The organism is Kribbella sp. NBC_01245 (assembly GCF_036226525.1).
GTDB lineage: Bacteria > Actinomycetota > Actinomycetes > Propionibacteriales > Kribbellaceae > Kribbella.
This window is the reverse complement of the sequence record NZ_CP108487.1, coordinates 151,469-174,942: the sequence shown is the minus strand read 5'-3', so window position 1 is coordinate 174,942 and position 23,474 is coordinate 151,469. Positions and strand designations below refer to the sequence as shown.

The 23,474-nt window shown below is 66.7% G+C and carries 28 protein-coding genes; 13 read left to right on the top strand and 15 right to left on the bottom strand.

Annotation, left to right across the window (positions count from 1 at the left end):
- Window positions 1–6: 6 nt before the first annotated feature.
- Genes OG394_RS00785 through ftsH form a run of 4 tightly spaced genes read right to left on the bottom strand, consistent with a single transcriptional unit; the run spans window position 7 to window position 4,220 of the window.
- Window positions 7–432, bottom strand: a complete 426-nt coding sequence (locus tag OG394_RS00785) for a universal stress protein (protein ID WP_328992762.1) — start codon at window positions 430–432, stop codon at window positions 7–9.
- Window positions 429–1,910: an MFS transporter gene (locus OG394_RS00780; protein ID WP_328992761.1), complete on the bottom strand. Its 1,482-nt coding sequence runs from the start codon at window positions 1,908–1,910 to the stop codon at window positions 429–431. The genes OG394_RS00785 and OG394_RS00780 overlap by 4 nt, the downstream gene beginning before the upstream one ends.
- Window positions 1,907–2,419, bottom strand: coding sequence for a copper chaperone PCu(A)C (locus OG394_RS00775; protein WP_328992760.1), 513 nt, complete (start codon window positions 2,417–2,419; stop codon window positions 1,907–1,909). Before OG394_RS00775 ends, OG394_RS00780 begins: the two co-directional genes overlap by 4 nt.
- 28 nt (window positions 2,420–2,447) lie before the next feature.
- Window positions 2,448–4,220: an ATP-dependent zinc metalloprotease FtsH gene (gene ftsH / locus OG394_RS00770; RefSeq protein WP_328992759.1), complete on the bottom strand. Its 1,773-nt coding sequence runs from the start codon at window positions 4,218–4,220 to the stop codon at window positions 2,448–2,450.
- A gap of 970 nt (window positions 4,221–5,190) precedes the next feature.
- On the opposite strand from ftsH, the gene OG394_RS00765 reads away from it, so the two are divergent.
- Window positions 5,191–5,967, top strand: coding sequence for a hypothetical protein (locus tag OG394_RS00765; RefSeq protein WP_328992757.1), 777 nt, complete (start codon window positions 5,191–5,193; stop codon window positions 5,965–5,967).
- 36 nt (window positions 5,968–6,003) lie between these two features.
- On the opposite strand, the gene OG394_RS00760 is transcribed toward OG394_RS00765, so the two are convergent.
- From OG394_RS00760 to OG394_RS39985, 5 genes are all read right to left on the bottom strand, one after another.
- Window positions 6,004–6,333 carry a hypothetical protein gene (locus OG394_RS00760; RefSeq protein WP_328992755.1) on the bottom strand — a complete coding sequence of 110 codons (330 nt, stop codon included), beginning with the start codon at window positions 6,331–6,333 and terminating at the stop codon, window positions 6,004–6,006.
- A 184-nt stretch (window positions 6,334–6,517) separates the two neighbouring features.
- Window positions 6,518–6,724, bottom strand: a complete 207-nt coding sequence (locus OG394_RS00755) for a helix-turn-helix transcriptional regulator (protein ID WP_328992754.1) — start codon at window positions 6,722–6,724, stop codon at window positions 6,518–6,520.
- Window positions 6,721–7,059 (bottom strand): hypothetical protein, encoded by a 339-nt coding sequence (locus OG394_RS00750; RefSeq protein WP_328992752.1) that lies wholly within the window; start codon window positions 7,057–7,059, stop codon window positions 6,721–6,723. The genes OG394_RS00755 and OG394_RS00750 overlap by 4 nt, the downstream gene beginning before the upstream one ends.
- A gap of 21 nt (window positions 7,060–7,080) precedes the next feature.
- Complete coding sequence (locus tag OG394_RS00745) at window positions 7,081–7,518, bottom strand: hypothetical protein (protein WP_328992751.1); 438 nt, start codon at window positions 7,516–7,518, stop codon at window positions 7,081–7,083.
- Window positions 7,437–8,051 carry an ArdC family protein gene (locus OG394_RS39985; protein ID WP_442914265.1) on the bottom strand — a complete coding sequence of 205 codons (615 nt, stop codon included), beginning with the start codon at window positions 8,049–8,051 and terminating at the stop codon, window positions 7,437–7,439. The genes OG394_RS00745 and OG394_RS39985 overlap by 82 nt, the downstream gene beginning before the upstream one ends.
- A gap of 377 nt (window positions 8,052–8,428) precedes the next feature.
- Between OG394_RS39985 and OG394_RS00740 the strand changes: the two genes are divergently transcribed.
- The 9 genes from OG394_RS00740 to OG394_RS39980 all read left to right on the top strand — a co-directional run bounded on the left by OG394_RS00740 (window position 8,429) and on the right by OG394_RS39980 (window position 14,533).
- Window positions 8,429–8,830 (top strand): hypothetical protein, encoded by a 402-nt coding sequence (locus OG394_RS00740; RefSeq protein WP_328992750.1) that lies wholly within the window; start codon window positions 8,429–8,431, stop codon window positions 8,828–8,830.
- A 487-nt stretch (window positions 8,831–9,317) separates the two neighbouring features.
- A complete protein-coding gene (locus tag OG394_RS00735; protein ID WP_328992749.1) occupies window positions 9,318–9,509 on the top strand; it encodes a hypothetical protein in 192 nt (63 codons plus the stop codon).
- 26 nt (window positions 9,510–9,535) lie between these two features.
- Window positions 9,536–10,423, top strand: a complete 888-nt coding sequence (locus tag OG394_RS00730; RefSeq protein ID WP_328992748.1) for an aminoglycoside phosphotransferase family protein — start codon at window positions 9,536–9,538, stop codon at window positions 10,421–10,423.
- A gap of 380 nt (window positions 10,424–10,803) precedes the next feature.
- Window positions 10,804–11,517, top strand: a complete 714-nt coding sequence (locus OG394_RS00725; protein WP_328992747.1) for a tyrosine-type recombinase/integrase — start codon at window positions 10,804–10,806, stop codon at window positions 11,515–11,517.
- 12 nt (window positions 11,518–11,529) lie between these two features.
- Window positions 11,530–11,916 (top strand): YybH family protein, encoded by a 387-nt coding sequence (locus OG394_RS00720; protein ID WP_328992746.1) that lies wholly within the window; start codon window positions 11,530–11,532, stop codon window positions 11,914–11,916.
- A 120-nt stretch (window positions 11,917–12,036) separates the two neighbouring features.
- Window positions 12,037–12,285 carry a hypothetical protein gene (locus OG394_RS00715; RefSeq protein WP_328992745.1) on the top strand — a complete coding sequence of 83 codons (249 nt, stop codon included), beginning with the start codon at window positions 12,037–12,039 and terminating at the stop codon, window positions 12,283–12,285.
- A 230-nt stretch (window positions 12,286–12,515) separates the two neighbouring features.
- The gene (locus tag OG394_RS00710) at window positions 12,516–13,544 is read left to right on the top strand and encodes a tyrosine-type recombinase/integrase (protein WP_328992743.1); all 1,029 of its coding nucleotides are present in this window, start codon (window positions 12,516–12,518) and stop codon (window positions 13,542–13,544) included.
- Between the two features lie 12 nt (window positions 13,545–13,556).
- Complete coding sequence (locus tag OG394_RS00705) at window positions 13,557–14,105, top strand: GNAT family N-acetyltransferase (protein ID WP_328992742.1); 549 nt, start codon at window positions 13,557–13,559, stop codon at window positions 14,103–14,105.
- Window positions 14,106–14,320: 215 nt separating this feature from the next.
- Window positions 14,321–14,533 (top strand): DUF4411 family protein, encoded by a 213-nt coding sequence (locus tag OG394_RS39980; protein ID WP_442914292.1) that lies wholly within the window; start codon window positions 14,321–14,323, stop codon window positions 14,531–14,533.
- A gap of 146 nt (window positions 14,534–14,679) precedes the next feature.
- Here the strand turns inward: OG394_RS39980 and OG394_RS00700 are convergent, their stop codons facing one another.
- Window positions 14,680–14,904, bottom strand: coding sequence for an ArsR/SmtB family transcription factor (locus OG394_RS00700; RefSeq protein WP_328992741.1), 225 nt, complete (start codon window positions 14,902–14,904; stop codon window positions 14,680–14,682).
- Between OG394_RS00700 and OG394_RS00695 the strand changes: the two genes are divergently transcribed.
- A complete protein-coding gene (locus OG394_RS00695; RefSeq protein ID WP_328992740.1) occupies window positions 14,821–15,597 on the top strand; it encodes a winged helix-turn-helix domain-containing protein in 777 nt (258 codons plus the stop codon). The two genes, OG394_RS00700 and OG394_RS00695, sit on opposite strands and share 84 nt — an antisense overlap.
- Window positions 15,598–15,707: 110 nt before the next feature.
- Here the strand turns inward: OG394_RS00695 and OG394_RS00690 are convergent, their stop codons facing one another.
- Window positions 15,708–16,919: an acyl-CoA dehydrogenase family protein gene (locus OG394_RS00690; RefSeq protein ID WP_328992739.1), complete on the bottom strand. Its 1,212-nt coding sequence runs from the start codon at window positions 16,917–16,919 to the stop codon at window positions 15,708–15,710.
- Window positions 16,919–18,247 (bottom strand): acyl-CoA dehydrogenase family protein, encoded by a 1,329-nt coding sequence (locus OG394_RS00685; protein ID WP_328992738.1) that lies wholly within the window; start codon window positions 18,245–18,247, stop codon window positions 16,919–16,921. The genes OG394_RS00690 and OG394_RS00685 overlap by 1 nt, the downstream gene beginning before the upstream one ends.
- 158 nt (window positions 18,248–18,405) lie before the next feature.
- On the opposite strand from OG394_RS00685, the gene OG394_RS00680 reads away from it, so the two are divergent.
- Window positions 18,406–19,770: an FAD-dependent oxidoreductase gene (locus OG394_RS00680; RefSeq protein ID WP_328992736.1), complete on the top strand. Its 1,365-nt coding sequence runs from the start codon at window positions 18,406–18,408 to the stop codon at window positions 19,768–19,770.
- The gene (locus OG394_RS00675; RefSeq protein ID WP_328992735.1) at window positions 19,770–20,996 is read left to right on the top strand and encodes an MFS transporter; all 1,227 of its coding nucleotides are present in this window, start codon (window positions 19,770–19,772) and stop codon (window positions 20,994–20,996) included. Before OG394_RS00680 ends, OG394_RS00675 begins: the two co-directional genes overlap by 1 nt.
- Here OG394_RS00675 and OG394_RS00670 read toward each other — a convergent pair.
- Genes OG394_RS00670 through OG394_RS00660 form a run of 3 tightly spaced genes read right to left on the bottom strand, consistent with a single transcriptional unit; the run spans window position 20,959 to window position 23,436 of the window.
- Window positions 20,959–21,813, bottom strand: coding sequence for an NmrA/HSCARG family protein (locus OG394_RS00670; RefSeq protein ID WP_328992734.1), 855 nt, complete (start codon window positions 21,811–21,813; stop codon window positions 20,959–20,961). The genes OG394_RS00675 and OG394_RS00670 overlap by 38 nt on opposite strands.
- Before the next feature lie 58 nt (window positions 21,814–21,871).
- Window positions 21,872–23,077, bottom strand: a complete 1,206-nt coding sequence (locus OG394_RS00665) for an RNA polymerase sigma factor (protein WP_328992733.1) — start codon at window positions 23,075–23,077, stop codon at window positions 21,872–21,874.
- Entirely contained in the window at window positions 23,074–23,436 is a 363-nt protein-coding gene (locus tag OG394_RS00660; RefSeq protein WP_328992732.1) for a YciI family protein, read from the bottom strand. Before OG394_RS00660 ends, OG394_RS00665 begins: the two co-directional genes overlap by 4 nt.
- Window positions 23,437–23,474: the final 38 nt, after the last annotated feature.

The following is a 23,474-nucleotide window of genomic DNA, read 5'->3' as shown; positions in this document are numbered from 1 at the left end:
CGGGCACTATGCGGCCTTTGGTGGCAGAACCACCACCGGACACGGGACCCGGATGAGCAGGCTGACCCTTGCCCGGGTCAGGTCGCTCAGCCGTGGCGGTCCAAGGACCAGCAGATCAGCCTGCTCGGCAGCGGTGAGCAGAACTTGCAAGGCAGACCCGTGCACCGCTGTGCGCGTGGCGTCGTTGGGGATCCCCAACGCATTGCCCACGATCTCGGCAAGCCTGTCCTCGGCATCGGCCTGCGGGTCCAGCGGACTGAGGCTCGGCGTAAGCGGTGGTCGCGCGGCGGGAGCAGCGGGCGGCCTAGGGGCTTGCCACGCCATCACCGCATGCAGTTCTACGTGGCGCAGCCTCGCTTCTGCAGCTGCCCATCGCAACGCTTCTTGCGAGCCTGTGACCGCGTCGACGGCTACGACGATCGATCCGCTCATGGTGTGACCTCCCGTGGAGTCGTGGTGCCGGCGGCTGATGCGCTTGCGGACAAGGGTTTGGCGATGGCCTCCAGCGATCTGCGTTCGGCATCGACGCCGAAGTACCAGGCGATCAGGCCGCCCGCGATCATGATCACGGCGCCGATCACGTAGCCCAGGGTCAGCGGGTTCCGGTCCGCACTGTCACCGGTGCCGATCAGATGTCCGAACAGGAAGGGCGCCACGACGCCGCCCGCGCCTTGCGAGATGGCGAAGAAGAAGGAGATCGCCTGCCCCCTCAACTCCAGCGGGAAGGTCTCACTGACGGTCAAGTACGCCGACGAGGCGCCGGCTGAGGCGAGGAAGAAGATCAGGCACCACAACGCGGTCTGAGTGGTCGCGTTGAGCAGCCCGGCCTGGAACAGGTACGCCGAGAAGAGCAGCAACAAGCCGGAGACGCCATAGGTGAACAAGATCATCCGGCGGCGTCCGATCGTGTCGAACAGCCGTCCGATCAGCAACGGGCCAAGGAGGTTGCCGACGGCAAAGGGGAAGAAGTAGTAGCTCGTGTGCGCCCTCGGCACGTGGTAGAAGTGCTCCAGCACCAGGGCGTAGGTGAAGAAGATCGCGTTGTACAGGAACGCCTGGGTGACCATCATCGAGAAGCCGAGGAACGACCGCGACGGATAGTCGACGAAGAAAGTCCTCGCCAGCTGGAGATAGGAAACTCGGCCGACCGGCGTGATCTCCAACGCCAGACGCTCAGGTACCGGCGCCAGTTGGATGCCGCGGTCCACCGCCTGCCGCTCGATCGCCGCGACCGTTCGCTCGGCCTCCTCCTGCCGGCCATGGGTCATCAGCCAGCGCGGGCTCTCGGGGAGATTCCGCCGGACGAAGATGATGACCAGGCCGATGACGGGCCCGAGGAAGAAGCCGATCCGCCAGCCCAGGTTGGTGGGTAGGTGGTCGGACAGCAGGTAGAGGTTGGCCGCCGCGCCCAGCGCGGCACCACCCCAGTACGTCCCGTTCACCGCGATGTCGACCCGGCCGCGGTAGCGCGAGGGGATCATCTCGTCGATCGCCGAGTTGATAGCGGTGTACTCGCCACCGATTCCCATCCCGGCCAGGAACCGGAAGACCAGCAGGAACCAGAGGCTGAACGACAGACCGCCGAACCCGCTCGCGACCAGGTAGAGCGCCAGCGTTACCAGGAAGAGCTTCCTGCGCCCGAGCCGGTCGGTGATCCGCCCGAAGACCAACGCGCCGAGAACCTGACCGGCCAGGTACACCGAGCCGACGGCGCCGACCTGCGCTGCCGACAACCCCAGCGTGGTCTGGTAGCCCGCCTGCGACACGATCTGGATCTCCAGACCGTCCAGGATCCATGAGACACCGAGACCGATGACCACCAGCCAGTGGAACCTGGTCCACGGCAGCCGGTCCATCCTGGCCGGCACCAGACTCCGGACCGGGCCGGCCGCCGTCGTTTGGTTGATCATGCTCGCTCCTTCTTCGATGGCGCGGGGTCTGGTGCGGCCAGCGGTCCGGCGGTGACCTGAACAGCGACCGGCGCTGCGTGGGCGAAGCGCAAGGTGACCGTGAACGGCTGCCCCGGCTGGATCGACGTACGAAGCCCTTCGAGCTCGACCCCGGTTTGCCACTCGAAATCGACGAGCCGTCCGGCCGGGAGCACGATCTTGCCGGTGGGCCGACCGCCCTGCTCGAGCTGCACGCTCTTGGCTATCGGCGTCGTGACTCCGACGAGTGCGTCGTCAGAGGCGGACATGTTCTCCAAGGCCAGCCGCAACGGCGCGTCGGCCCCGGCCGCGACACCATGAGGACCGTCAAGCCAGATGTCGTCGATGACGACCGAGCCGGAATCCGCGTCGACGCCACCCGCCGGCAAGTCCAACACCGGTGGTTGAGCGCTGCAGCCGGCCAGCAGTCCCACCGCCAGCAGAGTCGGCAGATACCGGATCGCTTTCCGGCCTGTCCTGATCATGGTCATCGAGGGCTCCTTCATGCCTTGTGGTCGCTCAGGCGACCCTGGTTGGTGGATGACGGACGATGTCGTAGACCACTGCCCCGTCGACCGTCTCGTCCTGCAGCAGTCGTCCACTGAGCTGGTCGAGCGATTCACGATGGCGCCGGAGAAGAAGATCGGCGTGCTCCTCGGCGGCTCGAAGCAGCCGTGACACCTCCAGATCGACGAGTCGCTGGGTCGCCTCGGCGTACGGTCGCTCGCCGTCCTCGGCAGGCGCGGTCGGATAGGCGACCGGCCCGAGGTCACCGGAGAAGCCGTAATCGCGAACCATCCGTACGGCGAGCCGGGTCGCGCCCGCGAGATCATCCGCCGCTCCGGTCGACAGCTCCCCGAACACGATCAGCTCTGCTGCCCGACCGGCCAGGCGAACTGCCAGCGACTCCCGCAGATAGCGATCCGAGTACAGCCGTCGCTCGTCGTTCGGCAGCTGATGTGTCGCGCCGAGAGCCAAGCCGGTCGGTAGGATGGTGATCTTCGCGACCGGGTCCGCGGTCGGCGACAGCGCCGCGACCAAGGCGTGACCCGACTCGTGCACAGCCACCCGCAGTCGTTCCTCCGGAAGGAGCGCGGTCCCGTCCCGCCGGCCGAGGATCAGCCGTTCCCGGGCGTCCTCGAAGTCGGCAGGCCTCAGCTCGTTCCGCCCTGCCCGGGCAGCCCGCAGCGCCGCCTCGTTCACCAGGTTCGCCAGGTCCGCACCGCTGAAACCCGGAGTGCCGCGCGCCACGTCCCGGAGATCGACGCTCTCGGTGAGCGCCTTCCCACGGGTGTGGACGGTGAGGATCGCGGTCCGCTCAGCCAGCACGGGCAACGGCACCTGAACCTGCCGGTCGAACCGGCCCGGGCGCAGCAGCGCCGGATCGAGGACCTCAGGCCTGTTCGTGTTCGCGAGTACGACGACGGAGCTGCCCTCGGTGAAGCCGTCCATCTCCGCGAGCAACTGGTTGAGGGTCTGCTCCCGTTCGTCGTGCCCGCCGACACCGTTCAGGCCGCGGCGCCCACCGATGGCGTCGATCTCGTCGATGAAGATGATGGCCGGGCCGTTGCGACGGGCATCGGCGAAGAGGTCGCGGACCCGGGCGGCACCGAGGCCAACGAACATCTCGACGAAGCTGCTGCCCGTCACCGCGTAGAACGGAACCTCGGCCTCCCCTGCCACCGCTCGGGCCAGCAGCGTCTTCCCCGTACCGGGTGGTCCCACCAACAGCACGCCCCGCGGCCCTCTTGCCCCGACCCGCCGGTACCGCTCCGGGTGCTGCAGGTAGTCGACGACCTCGCGCACCTCCTCCTTCACCCCGTCGTACCCGGCGACGTCGCCGAACCGCGTCCGGGGCCGCTCGGCATCGGTGACCCGCGACGGCTTGCCCCGGATCAGACCGCCGAGTCCCCCACCTGAGCCGAGGCTCTGCCCAGTCCGGCGGCCGAGCCAGACGAAAGCCCCGATCAGCAGCAGCGTCGGCAGCAGGGACTCGATCAACTGCCGCAGCGTGTCCGACTGCTGGGCCGCCGACACCTGCACACCGGCGTTCTGCAACTTGGTCGCCAAGTCGTCGGTGGTCAGCGCCCAGACCGGCGCCTGGGTGGCGAAATCCTTGCCACCGGCAAGCGATCCGGTGATCTGGCCATTGGTTCCGACCACCACGGCGCTGACCTTGTGGGCTTGGACATCCGCGAGGAAGGCGCTGTAGGACAGCTGCTGCGTGCGTGCCGCGGTGAGGACACCAGGGCCGAAGAAGAGGATGCCGAAAACTGCCAGCGCAGCCAGCAACTGCCACCCCCTCCACCGCCTCGGGGTCTGCGGTTCAGCTGGCGGTGGTCCGGGCTGCGGCGTTGAAGGTCCTTGCATGATCTGCTCCTCGGTGGGACCTGCGGTTGGGTCGGGTGCCACCGTCGCCGCCCAGCCGGACGGCCACTTCTAAGTGGCCCAACCCCCACCGTGCCGAGGAGCTGATGAGAGATTCATGAAAGCCCGCGGCAATCTGGTCCGAGCTCACGCGGCTCTCACACTTCTCTCACCGATGAGCCCGAAGGCTGGGCTGTGCACGCATTCTCAGCCCGGCTGCAGGCGAGCCGGTATGGGTTCGGTGTCCGCTCCGATGCTGTGGTGCCACCGGCGTACGGCTCGGCATGCCGGGTACCGGGAGGAGCGCGCCGGACCGAGACCGGCGCAAATAGAGGGGGCCGAAGGGCCCGGCTGACCCAATCCCCCGGGCGTGGACCGGGCCCTTCGCGTGGACCGCTGCGCGCAGCGGCCTGCCCCCGCGCGCAGCGGCCTGCCCCCTAGGTAACGTCCATCGCTTGCTGTGCGATCTGACTGGTATAGCGATTGCCCCAAGTCCAGGCGCAGGGGTAACGGCACCAAAGTCCCGTCAGTCCCTCAGAGCTGCCGGGGCTTTGGCCTGACCGGGCGATCGGACAGCGCCTATGCGGCCGGGAAGTCAGCGCCCCCATTCGTGGCTAACGGTTTGTGACCGTCTGCTCCCCAACTGAGCCGTACAGGCGCACACTGCGGATGAGGACCCGGCTGCCCCTTCCCCCCAGGTGTGGCCGGGTTCTTCGCCGAGCCTGAAACCGGCGCTGCGATGAGGTCTGGCGTCTGGCCGCGAAATCGTGAGTTACTCGACTCCCAGATTGGGTAATTCCGCAGCGCGACCCGCGGAGCAATCCGGCGCCGGTGCGCAAGCAACTGGAGGGGAACCGGAAGATGAGTTCTAGATGACGACGTCGAGCCGCCCCTCTTGGGCGGGGCTCTCGGTGGTGTCGCGGTAGCGGCCGGGCTTCTCCTGGCGGCACTGGATGCGGTGGATGGGCCGGCCAGACGAGCCACGATCGTCGCCTGCTTCGCAGTGGCTGGGGGCCTCGTGTGGTTCCTGCTTCGTAAGCCGCGGGGCAAGCTGACGGCTCAAGTACTGGGCGGTGGGGTCGTGCTCTCCCTTGCGGCAGGCCTGGTAGTGGTCATATTCGGTCAGTCCGAACCGCCGCCTCCCTGCACCACGTCCCCCTGTCCGACACCAACGCCGAGCCCGACCCCAACGCCGACCCTCACGCCCACTCCGACACCGACGCCGACCCTCACCCCGACTCCGACTCCGACACCGACGCCGACCCTCACCCCGACTCCGACTCCGACGCCGCCTCTGACGCCGACGCCCTCGCCGACGCCAGAGGCGGAGCGAATCGAGCGGATCGAGATTGAGATCGACGACAGGAACGCTCACAAGATCGGACCGGGCGAGTACCAAGTTCCCGAGGTCGGACGCCTGAACCTTCGCTACTGGTACACCACCATCACGAACTTCGGGGAACTCGATAGCAATACCTGCACAGTGGTGGCACGAGTAGTCAATACCAAGACCAAGCAACTGGCGGTGGCTCCAACACGGTCCGCTCAATGCACCTGGCACGGGTGGCTCGGGATCACGGATGTGCAGCGAGGCAGCTATCAGATCAGCGTCTACGTCAAGACCGAAACGGGAGCCGAGCGTACGGACTTGCTGAACTTCATCGTGCGCTGAGGAGGCATTGCGTACGGCGTCGGCGGTTGTCTGCCGTCATGCCAGCCCTTTGCGCGGCGGTGGGAGACTTCGCGTCATGGACTTATGGCCTGTGCGACGCGAGAGGGCTACCGATTCGCCACCCCCGTTCCATGCGGCCAGAGTGTCCGACAGCATGTCTCGCTCGTGAGCCTCGACAAGGATCTTGGCGAGGTCACTCAGCTTGACGTTGGCGGTCTGCCGACCGCGCTTCAGGAACACCAAGACGATCTCGGTGCCCAGCCTGCAGTGACGCATCAGAATCCCCTGCGCCCGACCGATCTGGCCATGTCGAGGAGCGGTGTTGAGCTGCTCCAGCAATGCCGTGCTGTCGTGAAAACTGCGCATGGTCAAACTTCGCGGCGGCGTGCAAAGCGAACAGAAATGCGATGTCGTAGGACGGACCGTCGAACGCGTCGGCCTTCGCGGACCGCAGGTTGATCGCCGCATCCCCGGGTTCTGCAGCAACCTGCAGGCCGCCCACAACGAACAGGGCCACACCAACAGCCAGCCTCACCGCTCGCCAGCAAGCTCATCGCTCGGTAGCTAGGCCTTCGAACCAGGCGACTACGTCGGAGGCTCTGTAGCGTAGGTGGCGGCCGACGCGTTCGCCTGGTGGGCCGTATTTCTTGGTTCGCCATTGGTAGAGGGTTCGGATTGGTACGCCGAGATAGGTCGAGACATCCTCGACGCCCCAGAGCGGTTCGTTGCCGGGCCGATGTTTGTTGGTCTCGGTCATGGTGTGCTCCCGTTGGCGCGGCTGTCAGCGCCTCGGATTGCGTTCGGTGTCACAGCGGTCCTGGTGATGCGGCGGAGTTCGCGGGTGCTCCAGCCTAGGATCTCTGCTGCTGCATCAGATGATCCGCAGGTGCGGGCGAGGTCGGCAGCTGCCGAGGCGACTGCCTGCTCGGCGGCGTTGACTTTCTCGTCGTGTTTGCGGGCTGATGCTTCGCGGGTTTTGACTGCCCGCTGGACCGTGGTTTGGGCGCGGATCGCGCGGGCGGTTGCTGCCTCAATCCGGCGCTGGCGTTCTCGGGCACGCTTCAGTGCGGCGAGCCGCTCATTGCCTCCCATCGTCGGCCTCTCCTTCGCAGCTCATCGGGGCTCGAGCGCGATGTGGGGAACGTCATCGGGCGACGTTGAAGGGGCGAGGAGCTTGTCGCGAGTTGGCCGCGGCGGCTGGGGTGCGCGGGCCTCCAGGTAGGCACTGGTTGAGTCGATCAAGCGGCGGGCGACACCGACGACGTACTTCCCAACCTTTTGGACCTCTACCTCCGGCTCGGTGCCTGACAGAGAGGCCGCCCAGCCGGCGACGTAGGCGAAGGATGATTCGTCGCTGTGTACGCCGTGGTGGGAGAGCAGCATGTGCGCGACGGATTCGGCCTCGACTTCTCGGACGCCTCGGCATTTCTCGATGCCGGACCCGTCGTCGGGGTCGGGCATGTGCATCGTCATGTGAGCGACTTCGTGCGCGAGAGTTGCGACTGCGGTGGCGTCGTCGAGCTCGGCGGCCACGACCACACGGCGATCCACGTAATTGGTGAAGCCCCTGACTCCAGGTTCTGAGATCGTGTCTCGTGCCAGGATGAAGCCCGCTCGGGCGACTTCGGCCGCCAACGCGTCCCACAGACCATCCGGTACCTGTCCGACGATCCGGCCTGGGCTAGGTGGCGCGGGCAACGGATCGCCGGACGTCTGGCTGATGTCGTATACCGACGCGACTTTGAAGCCGATGAGGCGCTTGGCTTTGTCCTTCTCGTCGAGGCATCATCCGTCTCATCTTTGGTCGTCTTGCGGTGCATCGGGGCGAGGATCTGGATTGCGGACTCGTCCTTGTTGACCTGACGTCCCAGCCTTTGCCAGGTGCGGTAGCCGGCCACTCGAGTGGCGTCGGGTCGCTGCATGGTGATGAGCACGAGGTTGCGGAAGCTGTAGTTGGGGAGCAGGGTGGCCGCGTCCATCCACGCCTTCCAGGTCTGTCCGCTGCGCAGCTTGCGGACTTCGTCGATCATGCGCTGATGCACTTGTTCGGCTTTGACCTTCCGGCCAGTGCGGTCGCTCACCATGAGCCGGCCTCTGGCGTCATGTCGGCCGACTGGTCCAGCACAGGCCTGGCCCCTACTACCGAGCCCCGGCTGACGCGTTCCTTCGGGAGTGCTACCGGCGGATGGAGTGGCATGGAGCCGCCGTACGGGCGGAGTTGGCCGGGTGTCGCGGCGACGCGCCTTGCCAGGCGCCCCGCGGCCTGGCGGGCGCAAGGTATGGATGGGGCCTGGCCGCCAGGAACCGCTGCAGATGATTGCGAGGGAGGTCTGGGACCCGTCGCTCGCGGGGGAGCTGAGTTATTTGGCCACGGCTGAAGGTTATTGCCGACCCCTCCAGCGGGTCGCACTCTATGTCGGCCGGCACCGCGCCGGCCAAACCAACAAAGGGGAAATACCAAATGGGCACGATGATCGGCACGGCATTGACACGCGCCGCGGTGGCCGTCGCGGTCACGGTGGGAACCGTGGTCGCGACAGCCACGCCCGCAGCTGCTGATCCGTGGGGTGAGCTTGTTCTCAGGAACTCCGACCAGGTCTGGAAGGCGTCGGCCTGGTACAAGGACTCGATCAACACGGTGTGCATCCGTGCGTGGAACTCCGTCAGCTCGTCATATGCCGAGATCTGGGTGCGGGACCAGACCGGCGAGGTCAACCTTCACTTCCGTGACTACGGCGGCAACGACAACGAGACCTGCCGTTCAGTTCCCATGAGATACGACGGTCGTGGCGTCGGCATCGAACTCCAGCACGTCAGCGACTGGGGCAAGTTGGAGTACGGCCTTATCGGCAGAATCCTCTAATTCAACCGGAGACACTGGCCAGCGCGGCGGACACCGACGCCGCGCTGGACGGGCCGCTCACAAGGCATCCGGCTGGACAGGCGGCACCGGCCAGCCGCGGCAACCCAGTCGAGCAGCCGGTCGTCGGCGAAGCCAGCGGCGGGAACGGTGTCAGCGAGAACGTTTCATCCAGCACGGCGGCGAATGGGTAACGGTCGGACAACCGCCGAGCGGCCCTCAGCGGCCGGACGACGTGCCGCTGCGCGCACGCACTAGCGCACGAGGTGTGGTTTCAGGTCACTGAGGGAACCGGGTGCTGAGGGCAACCAAAGATAGGAGCACGGTCGTGGGCAAGCTGAATATCTCCCTGGCGCCGGCGAACCGACGGCCGCACGGCACGACCACCTGACCGCGGAGCACCACGGCCATGGCGGACTGGCGCTGCCTGAGATGTGACGCGACGGGCGAGAAGCCGCCGGCACACTTCCCCCTGTGTCCACTCGCCGGCGTGGACGACGAGCCGGTGGCGGTGATCGACCGCGAGAACCTCCACCAGCTGCAACGCCTGCCTGAACAAGTCAATCTGGTCGCTGGGGGCAGTGGCTGCGCGGCGCGACGTCGAGTAGTGGACCTGCGAGGCGGCAATCATCGAAATCAAGGCCGAATCAGCGAACCCGTGGCGGGTGCCGATCACGACTGACGTGTCCCTCCCTTTAGGCTGCCGGTGTGAGCCTCGACATTCCCGACCAGGTCCGCAAGACGGTCATAACCGACGGGAACGAATCCTGGCTGGACGAGCTACCAGGCGTGGTCGACTCGCTAGCCCAGGACTGGTCTCTGACGATCGGTCCCAGTCTCACGGGCGGTCACGTCGCCCTGGTTGTCGAGGTGACGCTGGTTGACGGGACTCCGGCGGTCCTCAAGATCGGGGTGCCGGGTCGGGACGTCGGGCCGGAGGCCATGGCGTTGCGCCTGGCGAATGGCGGGGGATGCGCCAAGCTGTTGGGCGAGGACCTGAGTCGGCAAGCCCTGCTGCTGGAGCGCCTTGGGGTTCCGATGTACAACGTCGTGGCCGACCCTGCAAGCCGCCACGACCTGCTGTGCGACGTGGCGGTTCGCCTGTGGCGTCCGACCGGTCCCGACATCGACCTTCCAACCGGCGCGAAGTTGGCTGAGCAGTACGCCGATCGGCTGCCAAAACTGTGGGAGCAGGCAGGGCAACCGTGTTCGCCGGCCACGGTGGCGGACGCGCTCGATTGTATGAAGCGTCGTCACCTTGCCCACGACAATCGGACCGCGGTTCTCGTCCACGGTGACATCCACGAGATGAACGCCCTGCAAGCGAGTGACGGCAGCTACAAGCTCATCGATCCCCTCGGGCTGCGGGCCGAACCGGCGTGCGATCTCGGCACCATCGTGCGTTGCAACCCCGACCTCGGCGACGACCTCCGGGTGCGGACTGAGCGGCTGGCTTCTCGCACGGGCGTGGATGCCACCGCCATCTGGGAATGGGGAACCATCCACCGAGTCGTCAGCGGCGTCTACGCCTGCAGTATTGGCTTTCAGCCCTTCGGCGATCTGCTGCTGGCCGAAGCGGATCGCCTCACGGCGTAGTCACCGGATCGTCGACTGATGCTCCACCTCAGGGAACAGAACCCCCCAGCGAAGACCCGACTCGAACTCCACCACCCTCTCCCGACGCCTGCTGCAGCACCAACTGGCGCTCTGAAGAGTTCAGTCAACTAGCCGGATCGGACTGGCCCGCCTCGGTGACGAGGCACGGCTGCGGTCGCGCCGGGGCACCAACCTCACCCCCCGGTTCCCGATCCTGGTCGCGGCCGCGACCAGGATGCTCCCTCAGGGACTGGTGCTCGACGGGGTTATCTGAGGTCCTCAGAGGGGCGTCCAACACGTCGACGACTTGCCGATGAAGGTCCCTGTTTCCCGTTGTGGACGCTCTAGGTTCGCGATGTCTACGACGCGGCGGGAGAGCCATGCGGGTACAGCGGGTGGCCGGTCTCGATGCCGACGAAGAGTCGTGGACGGTGCTGGGTGATGACTGGCTCCCCGTACTGCCGGTCGAGCAGTTCTTGTCGCACCTAAGTGATCAGCGGCGGTCGCCGAACACGGTGAAGGCCTATGCACACGACTTGAAGGACTATTTCGACTATTTGGGTCGGCGAGGCCTGACCTGGGATCGGTTGCGTTATGACGAGTTGGCCGCGTTCAAGCCGTGGCTAAGGCTCCCGCCGGCCGCGCGTCGCGGCGAGATCTCGGTGCTGCCGGCAACTGTTTCGGCGTGCAGCGAGTCCACGATCAACCGCAAGCTCGCGGCATTGACGTCGTTTTACGAGTTCCACCGGCGCCACGGGGCGGAGATGGCGTTGACGAGCCGCGACGCGAGCCGCCCGGTCGCGTCGACGGGCTCGTCCTTTCGCCCATTCCTGGCACATGTGAAGCAGTCGCGGCCGCGGCGCAGCGATCTACGACTGCGTGAGCCGTCCCGCCGGCCGTCGATCCTGACCGACGAGCAGGCGGCCTCTTTGATCGGGGCCTGTGTGCGCCTGCGTGACCGGGTGTTGTTGGGGTTGCTGAGCGACACCGGATTGCGGATCGGTGAGGCGCTGGGGCTGCGCCACGAGGACGTCCGCACCGCTGATGGCCTGATCGACGTGCGATGCCGGCAAGGAAAGGTCAGAACCTTCTGACAGGCTGGCGGTATGGAAAATCGAACCGATGCGCTGCTTGCCGAGCTCGACGCCTTCATGGCGGAGTACGACAAACGAACCAACGCACACGACGTGAACCGTTGGAGAGAGCTCGTCGCCGACGACGCGACTTACTGGTTCACCGACGGGTCCTTTGAAGGCATCGACGCCATCACGGATGCTGTCCAGCGAACATTTGACGAGATTCAGGACGAGGTCTACACCATCAGCGACCTCCACTGGGTTTGCGCCTCAGCTGATTGTGCCGTCGTGCGATACCGCTTCCATTGGGTGGGCTACACCAACGGCCAGAGGCGCGAAGGCCAGGGTCGAGGCACGAACGCGATGATCAAAGAGAACGGCCGCTGGCAGATGATCCACGAACACCTCAGCGCCTAACTCGAGCTGGACCGGCCCGGCCAGGCCGGGCGACTTAGTTGCCATGGCCACAGTGTCAGCTCCGAGTTCAGATCGAATCCACGGTGCTGCGGCGGCCAGATCAACCGCGCCGTCCTGGACATGTCCACGACGCTCACAACCAGCAAAACGGCAGCGCCCAGCGATCGACTCAAGATAAACGGGGAGCTGGTCGTCTATGTCGACGGCATGCCCGACTTCGGTGCCCTGCAAAGCCGAGAGACCGCGCAACGGACGGCGACCTACATGGCGTTCGACGTACTCGCAGCGAACGGGAGCGACATCCGCAAACTGCCCTGGTCGAAACGGCGCAAGAACCTCGAAACACTCGCGTCCACATGGGTGTATTAACCGAAGCAGTCAGCGTGGTTAGAGCGCGTGTCGGAACGGTTGGCAGGTGCGTGCGGGGAGCACCGTTGCATGCATGGCTGGGAGCAGCAGGAGGTCCGATCCGGAGGTGCGTGCCGATGGTTGCGTTCGGGCGATGATTCAACAACCGGGTTTCGTAGTGGTTGACGCAGAAGACGTCGAGTTCGGGCCCGGCAGGGAGTGGCTGCTGCAGTTACTGCTCGCGGCACACTGTGAGGGGGTACGCGATGTCGCTGCTGCGGTTTCTGCGGTTCTGCTGGGCGACAGAGTGCCGATGGGATCAGGTGTCAGAACGGGTGGTCCGCGACTTCGTGTTGTGGGCGCGCCAGGCGGACAAGTTCACCGGTGCGAAGAATCTGCCCGGGCCTCGACTGCCGGTGAATCGGGTGACAGGCAAGAAGGTTCAGACGGCCCTTTATGCGCCTGCGACGATCAACCACACGTTGTCGGCGGTGCATGAGTTCTACGAGTTCTACCGTGAGCGCGGCGACGGGCCGCTGGTGAATCCGGTTCCGGTTGCTGGCCGTCCGCATGGGCATCACAACCCGATGGACGGCTTTGCGCCGACCAGGCGGCGGGCGTTGCGGCAGAAGGATTCTCAGCCGCTGCCGCGGGCGATCCCGGACACGAGCTTCAACGAGTTGTTCCGCAAGCTGAAGTCGCATCGAGACCAGGCGCTGGCCGCGTTCTACGTCAGCAGCGGCGCCCGGGCCTCGGAGTTACTCGGGCTTACTGGCGACATGATCAACTACGGCGACCAGTTGATCGGAGTAGTACGCAAGGGCGGAGCCCGGCAATGGCTGCCGGCATCGCCGGACGCTTTCGTGTGGTTGCGGCTCTACCAGCTTGACCGGGGGACACTCGGAGACGGCCAGCCGGTCTGGTTGACGTTGCGCGAGCCGCACCGGCCGCTAACCTACGACGCGTTGCGGGCGGTGATGGCCCGGGTGAACCGGCTGTTAGGGGCCAACTGGACTTTGCACGATCTGCGGCACACATTCGCGATCCGTGCACTGAACGGTGGAGTGCCGATGCACGAGGTGCAGGACCTGCTCGGCCACGCGTCATTGAACACACTCGCCGTCTACAGCAAGCCACGGCTTGAAGATGTTGTCGCTCACCACCGCGCCGTGTTCGGGCCCTTCGCCGACCGAGAACAACAAGGCGCCCTAGCCGAATACGACCCGGTGGCGTTGTCGACAGTATTGAGAAGGCAGCCACAGCCAGGAAGCACCGACTAGATCAGGAGTGAGATGACCGAGCTGACTACCCAGCGGCTGCTGATAAGGCAGTGGAAGGCCGATGACTACGAACCGTTCGCGGCCATGAACGCCGACCCGGCTGTGATGGAGCACTTCCCGGCATTGCTTAGCCGGGTGGACAGCGACCGAACGATCGACCGGCTCAGGTCCTCGATCGACCAGCGCGGCTTCGGATTCTGGGCGGTCGAAATACGGGAGACCGGACGCTTCATAGGTTTCACCGGCTTGTCGGTGCCGAGCCTCGATGCACCTTTCCGGCCCGGCGTCGAGATCGGATGGCGACTTGCAAAGGAGGCCTGGGGCAACGGTTATGCGACTGAGGCGGCGCGGGCCTCGCTGGCGTATGCGTTCGGTCCGGCTGGACTGGACGACGTGATGTCGTTCACCACGACGACGAACAGGCCATCTCAGCGAGTGATGGAGCGGATCGGTATGACGCACGATGAGGCCGACGACTTCGACGACCCACGGCTGCCTTCTGGTCACCCGCTGCAGAGGCATGTGCTCTACCGGATCACCCGCGCGCAGTGGCAAGCGTGACGGCGACCTATGCGTTGCTCGCCTAGGCCCCGATAGAGGTCGAGCAATCAAGCGGGAACCACCGTCGAAGCTGAGTCCTGCCGCCTGACCTTGGACGGAGATTCGGCAATGAAACACACCAACCTCGCACCTGCCCGGGCTTCTTCGTACCGCTCAGCCGAGACATCCAACTCGCCACCCGCGAGGTCCTTGCGAAGCATCCTCGCTTGCTGGGCATGGGTGGCGGGCCACGAAACGGTGCCGATCCATTCGTCGTCGCCTTGGCCTATGCCCGCAATGGCACGGTCGTGACCCAGGAGACAGCACGTAGCCTCGACAAGCCACGTATGCCGGATGTGTGCGATGCCTTGGGCATCCCCTGCATGAGCCTGCCTCAGTTCGTCAACGGGCAAGGCTGGACGATCACTATCGGAGCTCGCCCGCAATAAGGCGCACTGGCGAGAAACACGTCGTTGGTGCCACCTCTCACACCGAGGCTGACTACCTCGGACTGGAGTTCCAGCGTTCTCGCTGGACGCTCTGCGAGGCGTGCACCGGGATGCGACGTACGTTGTCGCAGCAGTGAAGGAACAGGTCAGCTGATCGGCTGTAGGAAAGCTGGGCCGGGCAGGAGGCGGCGCAGGGTTTCGAGCTGTTCCGGGACTACCGAGTACCAGGCCCAGAGGCCGCGCTTTTCTCGCGCGAGGATGCCGGCTTTGACCAGGATCTTCAGGTGATGGCTGATCGTCGGCTGGCTGAGGTCGAGGGGAGCGGTGAGGTCGCAGACACACGCCTCACCCTTGGGGCTCGACTCGATCATCGCGAGGAGCTCTCCACGCCGGACGATGGACTGGCCGGAATCGCCGGCTCCGGTGACTTCGAGGCGGCGCCGACCAGATGGTCACCTCCCGAGCTTGACGCGCTGCGTGCGAACTACGACGTGGCCATCGCGCCGTACTGGCGATCGATCAGCGCTCAGGTGACCACCGAGAACGCCCAGCTCGGCGAGTCCCTGGCCTGGCAGGGGGTCGACCCCGTACTCGGTGGGTTGCATGCACGCGTCGTATGGTCGCCACCGGTTCTGCATCTGCCCGACCTGACCGGCCCGGATCTGCTCCTCGGCGGGAGCGGCATCAAGCTCCAACTGTCGGTCTTCTGCTGGCGCGCGCCCACTAAGCTGCTCGTCCCGGGCGGTCCGCCCGTCCTGGTCCTACCGGTCCAACAGACCCCTACCCTGCCCCGCCTCGCCGGTGCCGAACCGCCACGCGCGCTGGCCGCCGTCCTCGGCCCGACCCGCGCGGCCGCTCTGGACGCCGCACTCGTGCCCTGCACCACCACAGAGCTGGCCCGCCGGTGCGGAATCACCCCGAGCGCAGCCAGCTATCACGCCGCCATCCTCCGCGAAGCCGGCCTGATCAGCAGCAGCCGAGTCCGCTCCACCGTCCTCCACCAGACCACCCCACTCGGCCGCCGCCTCCTCTCCGGCTCCCCCGCCACCGCCAACCCGGCCTAGCCTTGCTCGCGGACCCGGACGATTCCACCGCGGCATGAGGATGGCGGAGCAACCTCGGAGCCGTGCCGAGTGATGCAGCCAAAGGGTTCACAAAACCCTTATAGGTAAGGCTATTTGAGCTCAGCTGACGTCTTCCCAAGCAATCGGCGGGCGATGATCAGTTGTTGGATTTGTTGGGTGCCTTCGAAGATGTCGAGGATTTTGGAGTCGCGGGACCACTTTTCGAGGAGGTGGTGTTCGCTGTAGCCGAGGCTGCCGGCCAGTTCGACGCAGCGGAGGGTGATGTCGTTGCCGATGCGGCCGGCTTTGGCTTTGGCCATTGAGGCTTGGAGGGAGTTGGGGCGGCCGTTGTCGGCCATCCAGGCGGCTTGGAGGGTGAGGAGGTACGCCGCCTCCCAGTCCGCTTCCATTTGCAGGTACGACGCGGCGGCCGCGGGTTGGCGGTGGACCGGGCGGTCGTAGTCGGGTTCGACGCCGGCCTCGGCGAGTAGGTCGTGCGTCAGTTCGAGCGCGGCCCGGGCGCAGCCGACGGCCATCGCGGCGACGAGTGGGCGCGTGTTGTCGAAGGTCTGCATGACGCCGGAGAAACCCTTGTCCGCATCGACTTCCGGCGTACCGAGCAGGTTCTCCGCGGGCACCCGGCAGTCCTCCAGCCGGATGGTCGCGGTATCCGAAGAGCGGATGCCGAGCTTGTGCTCGAGCCGCTCGACGGTCAGACCTGGAGTGTCCTTGAAGACCACGAACGACTTGATCGCGGCCCTGCCGAGCGACTTGTCCAGCGTCGCCCAGACGACAACGGCGTCACACCGACCGCCCGCGGTGACGAAGATCTTCTCGCCGTTGATGACGTAGTGGTCGCCGTCGAGCCGCGCGGTCGTCTGGATGCTGGCCGAGTCCGAACCACAACCCGGTTCGGTGATGGCCATCCCCGCCCAGACGCCCTCGAATCGCTTCAGCTGTTCGTCACTCGCCACGGACGCGATGGCCGAATTGCCCAGGCCTTGCCGTGGCATCGACAGCAGCAGGCCGACGTCACCCCAGCACATCTCCATGATCGACAACGCGGACGACAGGTTGGACCCGTTCTTCACTCCCCCGTCGACATCGGCTTCGGTACGTCGTACGCCGCTCGCTCCCGCGCCTGTGCCGGTGCCGGACGCGCCGAGGCCGTCGACCATGGCCGCGAGCATGTCGAGCTCTTTGGGATAAGCGTGTTCGGCCAGGTCGTACTCGCGGGAATTCGGGCGCAGCATCTCGGCCGCGACCTGGTGCGCCTGATTGATGAAGGCGCGGAACTTGCGAGGAGTCTCCAGGTTGATCATCAGACCAGCACCGCGCCTTCCATCACGCCGACGGCCCGCAGATCGCGGTACCACCGCTCGACCGGGTGTTCCTTCACGAAGCCATGACCGCCGAGCAGTTGCACGCCGTCGGTGCCGATCCGCATGCCCTGTTCGGTGCACAACCGACGGGCCAGCGCGGTCTCGCGGGCGAACGTCAGCCCTTGTTCCGCACGCGATCCGGCCCGGTAGGTGACGAGTCGCATCCCTTCCAGCTCGATCGCGATATTGGCCACCATGAAGGCGACCGACTGGCGATGGCTGATCGGTTCACCGAACGCGATGCGCTCATTGACGTACGGCGTGACGTAGTCGAGCACCGCCTTCGCCGTACCGAGGGATAGCGCGCACCAGCCGAGTCGCGACAGCCGGATGCATTCGGCGTAGTCCTCAGCCGAGCCCTCGCCCAGCAACTGAGCCGGTACGGCGTCGAGGATGATCCGGCTCAAGCTTGCCGCCCGCAGGCCCATCGACGGCTCGGCCTCGACGGTCAGGCCCGGGTGGTTCGATTCGACCAGGAACAACGCGGGGCCGTGGCCTTCGCGTTCGGCGGCGATCACGAACACCTCGGCCTCGGCACCACGGGGCACGAGCGATTTCACGCCGCTCAAGACGTACCCATCGTCGACGCGCTGGGCTCGCGTACGCAGCTCGAAGGGATCGAACAGCGCTCGCGGCTCGACGACCGCGAGCGCGGCGGCCGGGACGGAATCACCCGTGAACGCCGGCAGGTACGTCGCTTGCTGGACCTCATCGCCCCAGAGCGAGATCGCCGTACTGACCGCTGCCGGTGCCAGACACGCGACGGCCTGACCCATATCGCCGTACGCCATCGCCTCGGCGACGAGGACGCCGGTGAGGGCGGAGCGTTCGGTGACGATGCCGCCGAGCTCCTCGGGCACCTCGATCAAACTCAGGCCGAGCTCCGAACTCTGCGCGAGCACCAACGGAGCGGTCGCGCAGGCGGTGTCGGCCGCGGCCGCCGCCGGGCGCAGGGCCTCCGCGGCGAACTCGCGGACCACTCCGACGACCATCTCCTGGTCCTCGGTCGGCGTCAGGTCGAACTTGCCGCTGCCTTTCGCGGACGGCAGGCGGGCCGGTTTCGTGGCCCTGGAGACGGCTTTGAAGTTCCGCGTCAGGGCGCCGGCCGTCCGGAAACCGGTCTTGGTCGCCTCGAAAACCACTCGCTCGGTCTGCTTGCGCAGGCCGAGTCGCTCGATCGTTCGCGACTTCGACAGCCGGTTGAGCAGTGCCACGCCCATCCCGATCGCGTCCCGCCGGTTCTTCTGCCTTGCCTGCGGCACCGCCATCTCACGCTCCCTGCTAGGTCCGTCCTCGGGCCTACTGTAAACCGAAGTTACACTCCGCTTCACGTGACCCAGGACACAGAGAGTACTTGGCGCTATTTAGATGGATATCTATCTTGACTCTTGTCTAATCACGAGGCAGGCTAGGCACAGCTGATTAGATGAACTTCAACATAGTGAAGCGGGAGATGGACGTGAGCGAGCACAACACGACTCAGGTGGCGGTCATCGGGGCCGGCCCGGTGGGTCTGGCAGCAGCGGCGCACCTGGCCGAGCGCGGGCTGGACTTCGTGGTGCTGGAGGCTGGTCCGGGCGTCGCGGCCGCGATCGACGAGTGGCGGCACGTGAAGCTGTTCAGCCCCTGGCGCTACGACATCGACTCGGCCGCGCGCCGGCTGCTGGACCAGGCCGGCTGGGTCGAGCCGGACCTGGCCGCCCTGCCGAACGGCGGCGACCTGATCGACTATTACCTCGAGCCGCTGGCGAAGACGCCGGAGCTCACCAACCGGATCCGGTACGACGCACCCGTGGTCGCCGTGACCAAGGTCGGGTTCGACCGCATCCGCACCGCCGGCCGCGAAGACGCGCCCTTCCTGCTGCGCCTGGCCGACGGCACCGAGCTGCAGGCCACCGCCATCATCGACGCCGCCGGCACCTGGCGCCGCCCGAACGTTCTCGGCGGCTCGGGCATCCCCGCCCGCGGTGAAGAAGCCGCCGCCGAACACCTCAGCCACGCCCTCCCCGACGTGCTCGGCCGCGACCGGGAGCGCTTCGCAGGACGTCGTACGGCGGTCGTGGGCGCGGGCCATTCCGCGGCGACCACGCTGCTCGACCTGGGCGAATTGGCCGAGCAGGTCCCCGGTACCGAGGTGGTGTGGGTGGTTCGCGGCACCAGCCAGGCCCGCACGTACGGTGGCGGCGCGGCCGACGAGTTGCCCGCCCGCGGCGCTCTGGGCAGTCGCCTGCAGAAGCTCGTGCAGTCCGGCCGGGTCGAGCTGGTGAGCAGCTTCCGCACAGAGGCCATCGCCTTGACCGAGGACGGCCGCGTCGAGTTGGCAGCGGGCGACCAGCGCGTCATCGCGGACACCGTGGTGAACTCGACCGGCTTCCGGCCCGACACCGAGATGGTCGGCGAACTGCGGCTCGACCTCGACCCGATCCTCGGTTCGACCCGGGCGCTGGCGCCGCTGATCGACCCGAACCAGCACTCGTGTGGCACTGTCCCGCCGCACGGCGTCGAGGAGTTGACCCACCCCGAGGCCGGGTACTACGCGATCGGCGCCAAGTCGTACGGCCGCGCCCCGACGTTCCTGCTGGCGACCGGATACGAGCAGGCGCGTTCGGTGGTCGCGGCGGTGGCCGGCGATTGGGAGGCGGCGCGCGACGTACAGCTGGACCTGCCCGAGACCGGCGTCTGCTCGTCGAATAACGCCTCTGAGCCGCGCGGCCTCGCGACCGGTATCGCCGGAGGCCTGCTGACCGTGATCGACGAGCCCGCGACCGCGCAATCGGGCTGCTGCAACTGATGGGATCCGCGACGGCCGCCGCTCGCCGTGGGAGCGGCGGTCTGATCGCCGCGCTGGCCGTCACGCAGACCGTCGGTTATGGCGTGCTGTATTACGCCTTCAGCGTGCTGCTCGGTCCGATGAGCCGCGACCTCGGCATCTCCACCACCACGGCCGCCGGCGCGTTCACCACCGCCGTACTGGTGACCGGGCTGATGTCCGTGCCGGTCGGCCGCTGGCTGGACGCCCGCGGCGGGCATGGCCTGATGACGGCCGGCTCCCTGCTCGGCGCCATGGCCGTGCTCGGCTGGTCGCAGGTCCAGACGGTGCCCCAGCTGTACGTCGTCTTCGTGGCGATCGGAATCTCTGCCGCGATGGTGCTGTACGAGCCCGCGTTCGCCGTGGTCGTCGCCGTCACCGCGCCCGCGGCCCGGACGCGCGCGCTGCTCGGCATCACCTTGGTGGCGGGATTCGCGAGCTCGATCTTCATCCCGCTGACGGGGTACTTGGTGGACGCGTACGACTGGCGTCGAACCCTGCTCATCCTGGCCGCGACCCTTGGGTTTCTGACGATTCCGCTGCACGCGACGGCCTTACGTCGTACGGGGCCCAGACACGGGGTCCCCCAGCGGAGCGGCTCGCCCGCGCGGGCGTTGCGGGATCCCGGGTTCTGGCTCCTGGCCGCGGCCTTCGTTCTGCATAGCGGAGCGCAGGCCGTGATCGCGGTGCATCTGGTGCTCTACCTGGTCAATCTCGGGCACTCCACCGCGACGGCGGCGAGCCTCGCGGGCGTACTCGGCCTGCTGTCGGTGACCGGCCGGATCGCCACCACGATCTCGCTACGTTGGTTGCCTATGGCCACCATCATGGCTGGAGTCCTTGTCCTGCAAGGCGTTTCCATCTCGATGCTGCCGCTCGTAGGCCGCAACCTGGCCGGCGCCATCGCGTGCTTGGTGTTGTTCGGCTTGGGCTTCGGCATCTCGTCGATCGCCACTCCGGCGATCCTGCTCGACCGGTACGGCGCGACCGGGTACGCGACCATCGCCGGAACGCTCGCCACCCCGGTCATCATCTCGCGCGCCTCCGCACCCCTAGGCGCCGCGATTCTCGCCGGAAGCGCCGGCTATCACCCCGTCATCCTCTCCGTCGCGGCCGCCTGCCTCACCGCGGCCGCCCTGCTCACGCTCGGCCGTCGCATCCCCGCCCCGGCTATCGGCGAGCGGCGACGAACCGCTCGACTGTCGTGACGGAACCGAGCAGCGCGCTCGTCTCCTGAGGGTCAACCGAAACCTCGTTGCGTGCGAGCCAACGCCACATGGTCGTGAGGTCTTTGCCGGTGAAGCGTTCGAAAAGCCAGACCGGCATCGGGAAGCTTCGTGGTGCGCGGCCCATCACGCGTTGCCACGTTTGACGGCAGTACTCGACCGAGCGGATCTCTCCTGCCAGCGGCAGGTCCGTACCAACGAAAGTCTCCGGGTCGGCGAATACCCGTGCCGCGATCACGCCAAGGTCGTCGACGGCCAGCCACGGGATCGGAGTGTCGGCGCCGGCGAACTTGGGCATGAGGCGCCACATGGCGACTGGTGGGTAGAGGTCCTTGTCGGTCATCAGTTCCATGAACGCCATCGGCCGCAGCACGGTCAGCGGGATGCCCAACTCGCGCACATAGTCGGCAACGATCAGCTTCGACTCCCAGGAATCGACTCCGGTCCCGGGCAGACCGGGCCCGGCGCCGCCATAAACGACGTGCAGTACGCCAGCGGCCTTGGCGGCGTCCGCGACATTCTTGCCCTGGGCCACTTCCCCGTCGAATCCCGCGATCATCGGATTCTGCACGCTGTAAACACCGCGAGCGCCGGCGAACGCTTTCACCAAGGAGTCGCGGTCGGCCATATCGCAGGCCACGACTTCGGCGCCGAGGTCCTTCAGTGCCTGCGCCCGTATCGAGTTCGGCGTACGAGTCAGAGCGCGGACCTGCCAGCCATCCGCCAATAGATGGCGCAGCACGGCGCCGCCCTGTCGTCCCGTCGCCCCTGTTACCGCTACCAGCTTGTCGTCATCCACCCCACGGCCCTCCCCGACCGCTTCCAGGCTACGACCTTCTGCGGGTTTTGTGGCTACCTCAGGTGAGGGCGGCAGCGCGGGCGTTGAGATAACGCTGCTCGGGCAGGCTCGTCGTACGGCGGGCGGCCTCGAGATAGCCCGCGCGAGCCGCCGCGGGGTCGCCGGCGCGTTCGAGCAGATGGGCCCGTACGGCGTACAGGCGGTGGTTGTCGGCCATCAACTTGTCGCCGTCGAGCGTGGCAAGGAGGTCCAGCCCGGCCTGCGGACCTTGGACCTGGGCGAGCGCGATGGCGCGGTTCAAGGTCACCACCGGGCTGGGCGCGATCCGGTCCAGCAGGCGGTAGAGGCCGAGGATCTGCGGCCAGTCCGTCGCCTCGGCGGTCGGGGCCTCCGCGTGCACGGCCGCGATCGCCGCCTGCAACTGGTACTGCCCGAGCGCGCCGTGCGCCAGCGTCCGCAGGATCAGCGCCGAGCCTTCCTCGATCAGCTCCCGGTTCCACAACGACCGGTCCTGCTCGTCGATCGGGATCAACCCGCCGTCGGGCCGGATCCGGGCCGCGCGGCGCGCGTCGGTCAACAGCATCAACGCGAGCAGCCCTGCCACCTCGCCGTCGGCCGGCAGCAGGCGATGCACCTCCCGGGTCAGGCGGATCGCCTCGGTGGTGAGGTCGACCCGCTGCAGGTCCTCGCCCGAACTCGCGGTGTAGCCCTCGTTGAAGATCAGGTACAAGACATGCAGCACGACCTTGAGCCGCTCGTCACGCTCGGCCTCGGGCGGTAGCGCGAATTGGCTGCCGGCCGCCTTGATGCTCTTCTTCGCGCGGCTGATCCGTGATCCCATCGTTGCCTCGGGCATCAAGAACGCGCGAGCGATCTCGCCGGTGGTCAGACCGCCGATGGCCCGCAGGGTGAGCGCGACCTGCGACGGCGGCGTGATGGCCGGATGGCAGCACATGAACAAAAGGGTCAGCGTGTCGTCGGACTGCGGAATCTCGGGCTGATCCGCCGCTTCGTCGAGCACATAGGCCTTGTCCTCGCGCTGCCGGCGAGCGCTCTCGCTACGCCATTGGTCGGTCAGCCGCCGCGACGCGACAGTGATGAGCCAACCGCGCGGGTTGTCCGGAACGCCTGCCTCCGGCCATTGCGTCGCCGCGGCGAGCAGGGCCTCCTGGACGGCGTCCTCGCAGGCGTCGAACTGCCCGTTGCGGCGGACGAGCACCGCGAGGACCTGCGGCGCCAACTCCCGCAGCAGGTCCTCGGTCACACGTCGGTCCCGCCGGCTTCCATCAACGGCCAGACCTCGACACCGGTGGTCTTGGCCGTCGGGTACTTCGCGGCGATCTCCACCGCGCGATCGAGGTTCTCGCAGTCGAGCACGAAGAAGCTGGCCAGGTACTCCTTGGACTCCAGGTACGGTCCGTCGGTCACCACCGGCACGCCCTCGCGGATCTTCACGGTCCGCGCGTTGGCCGGATCCGTGAGGCCCTCGACCGAGACGAACTCACCCGATTCGCGGATCTCGCGCTGGAACTCCGCGTCGGCCGCGATCAACGCCTCGAACTCCTCCTTCGAGTACGAGCCCCAGATCTCTTCGTTGCCGTAGATCGTCAGCAGAAACTTCAAGTCGACTCCTTCATCCTGGATACCCACCGAACCTATCC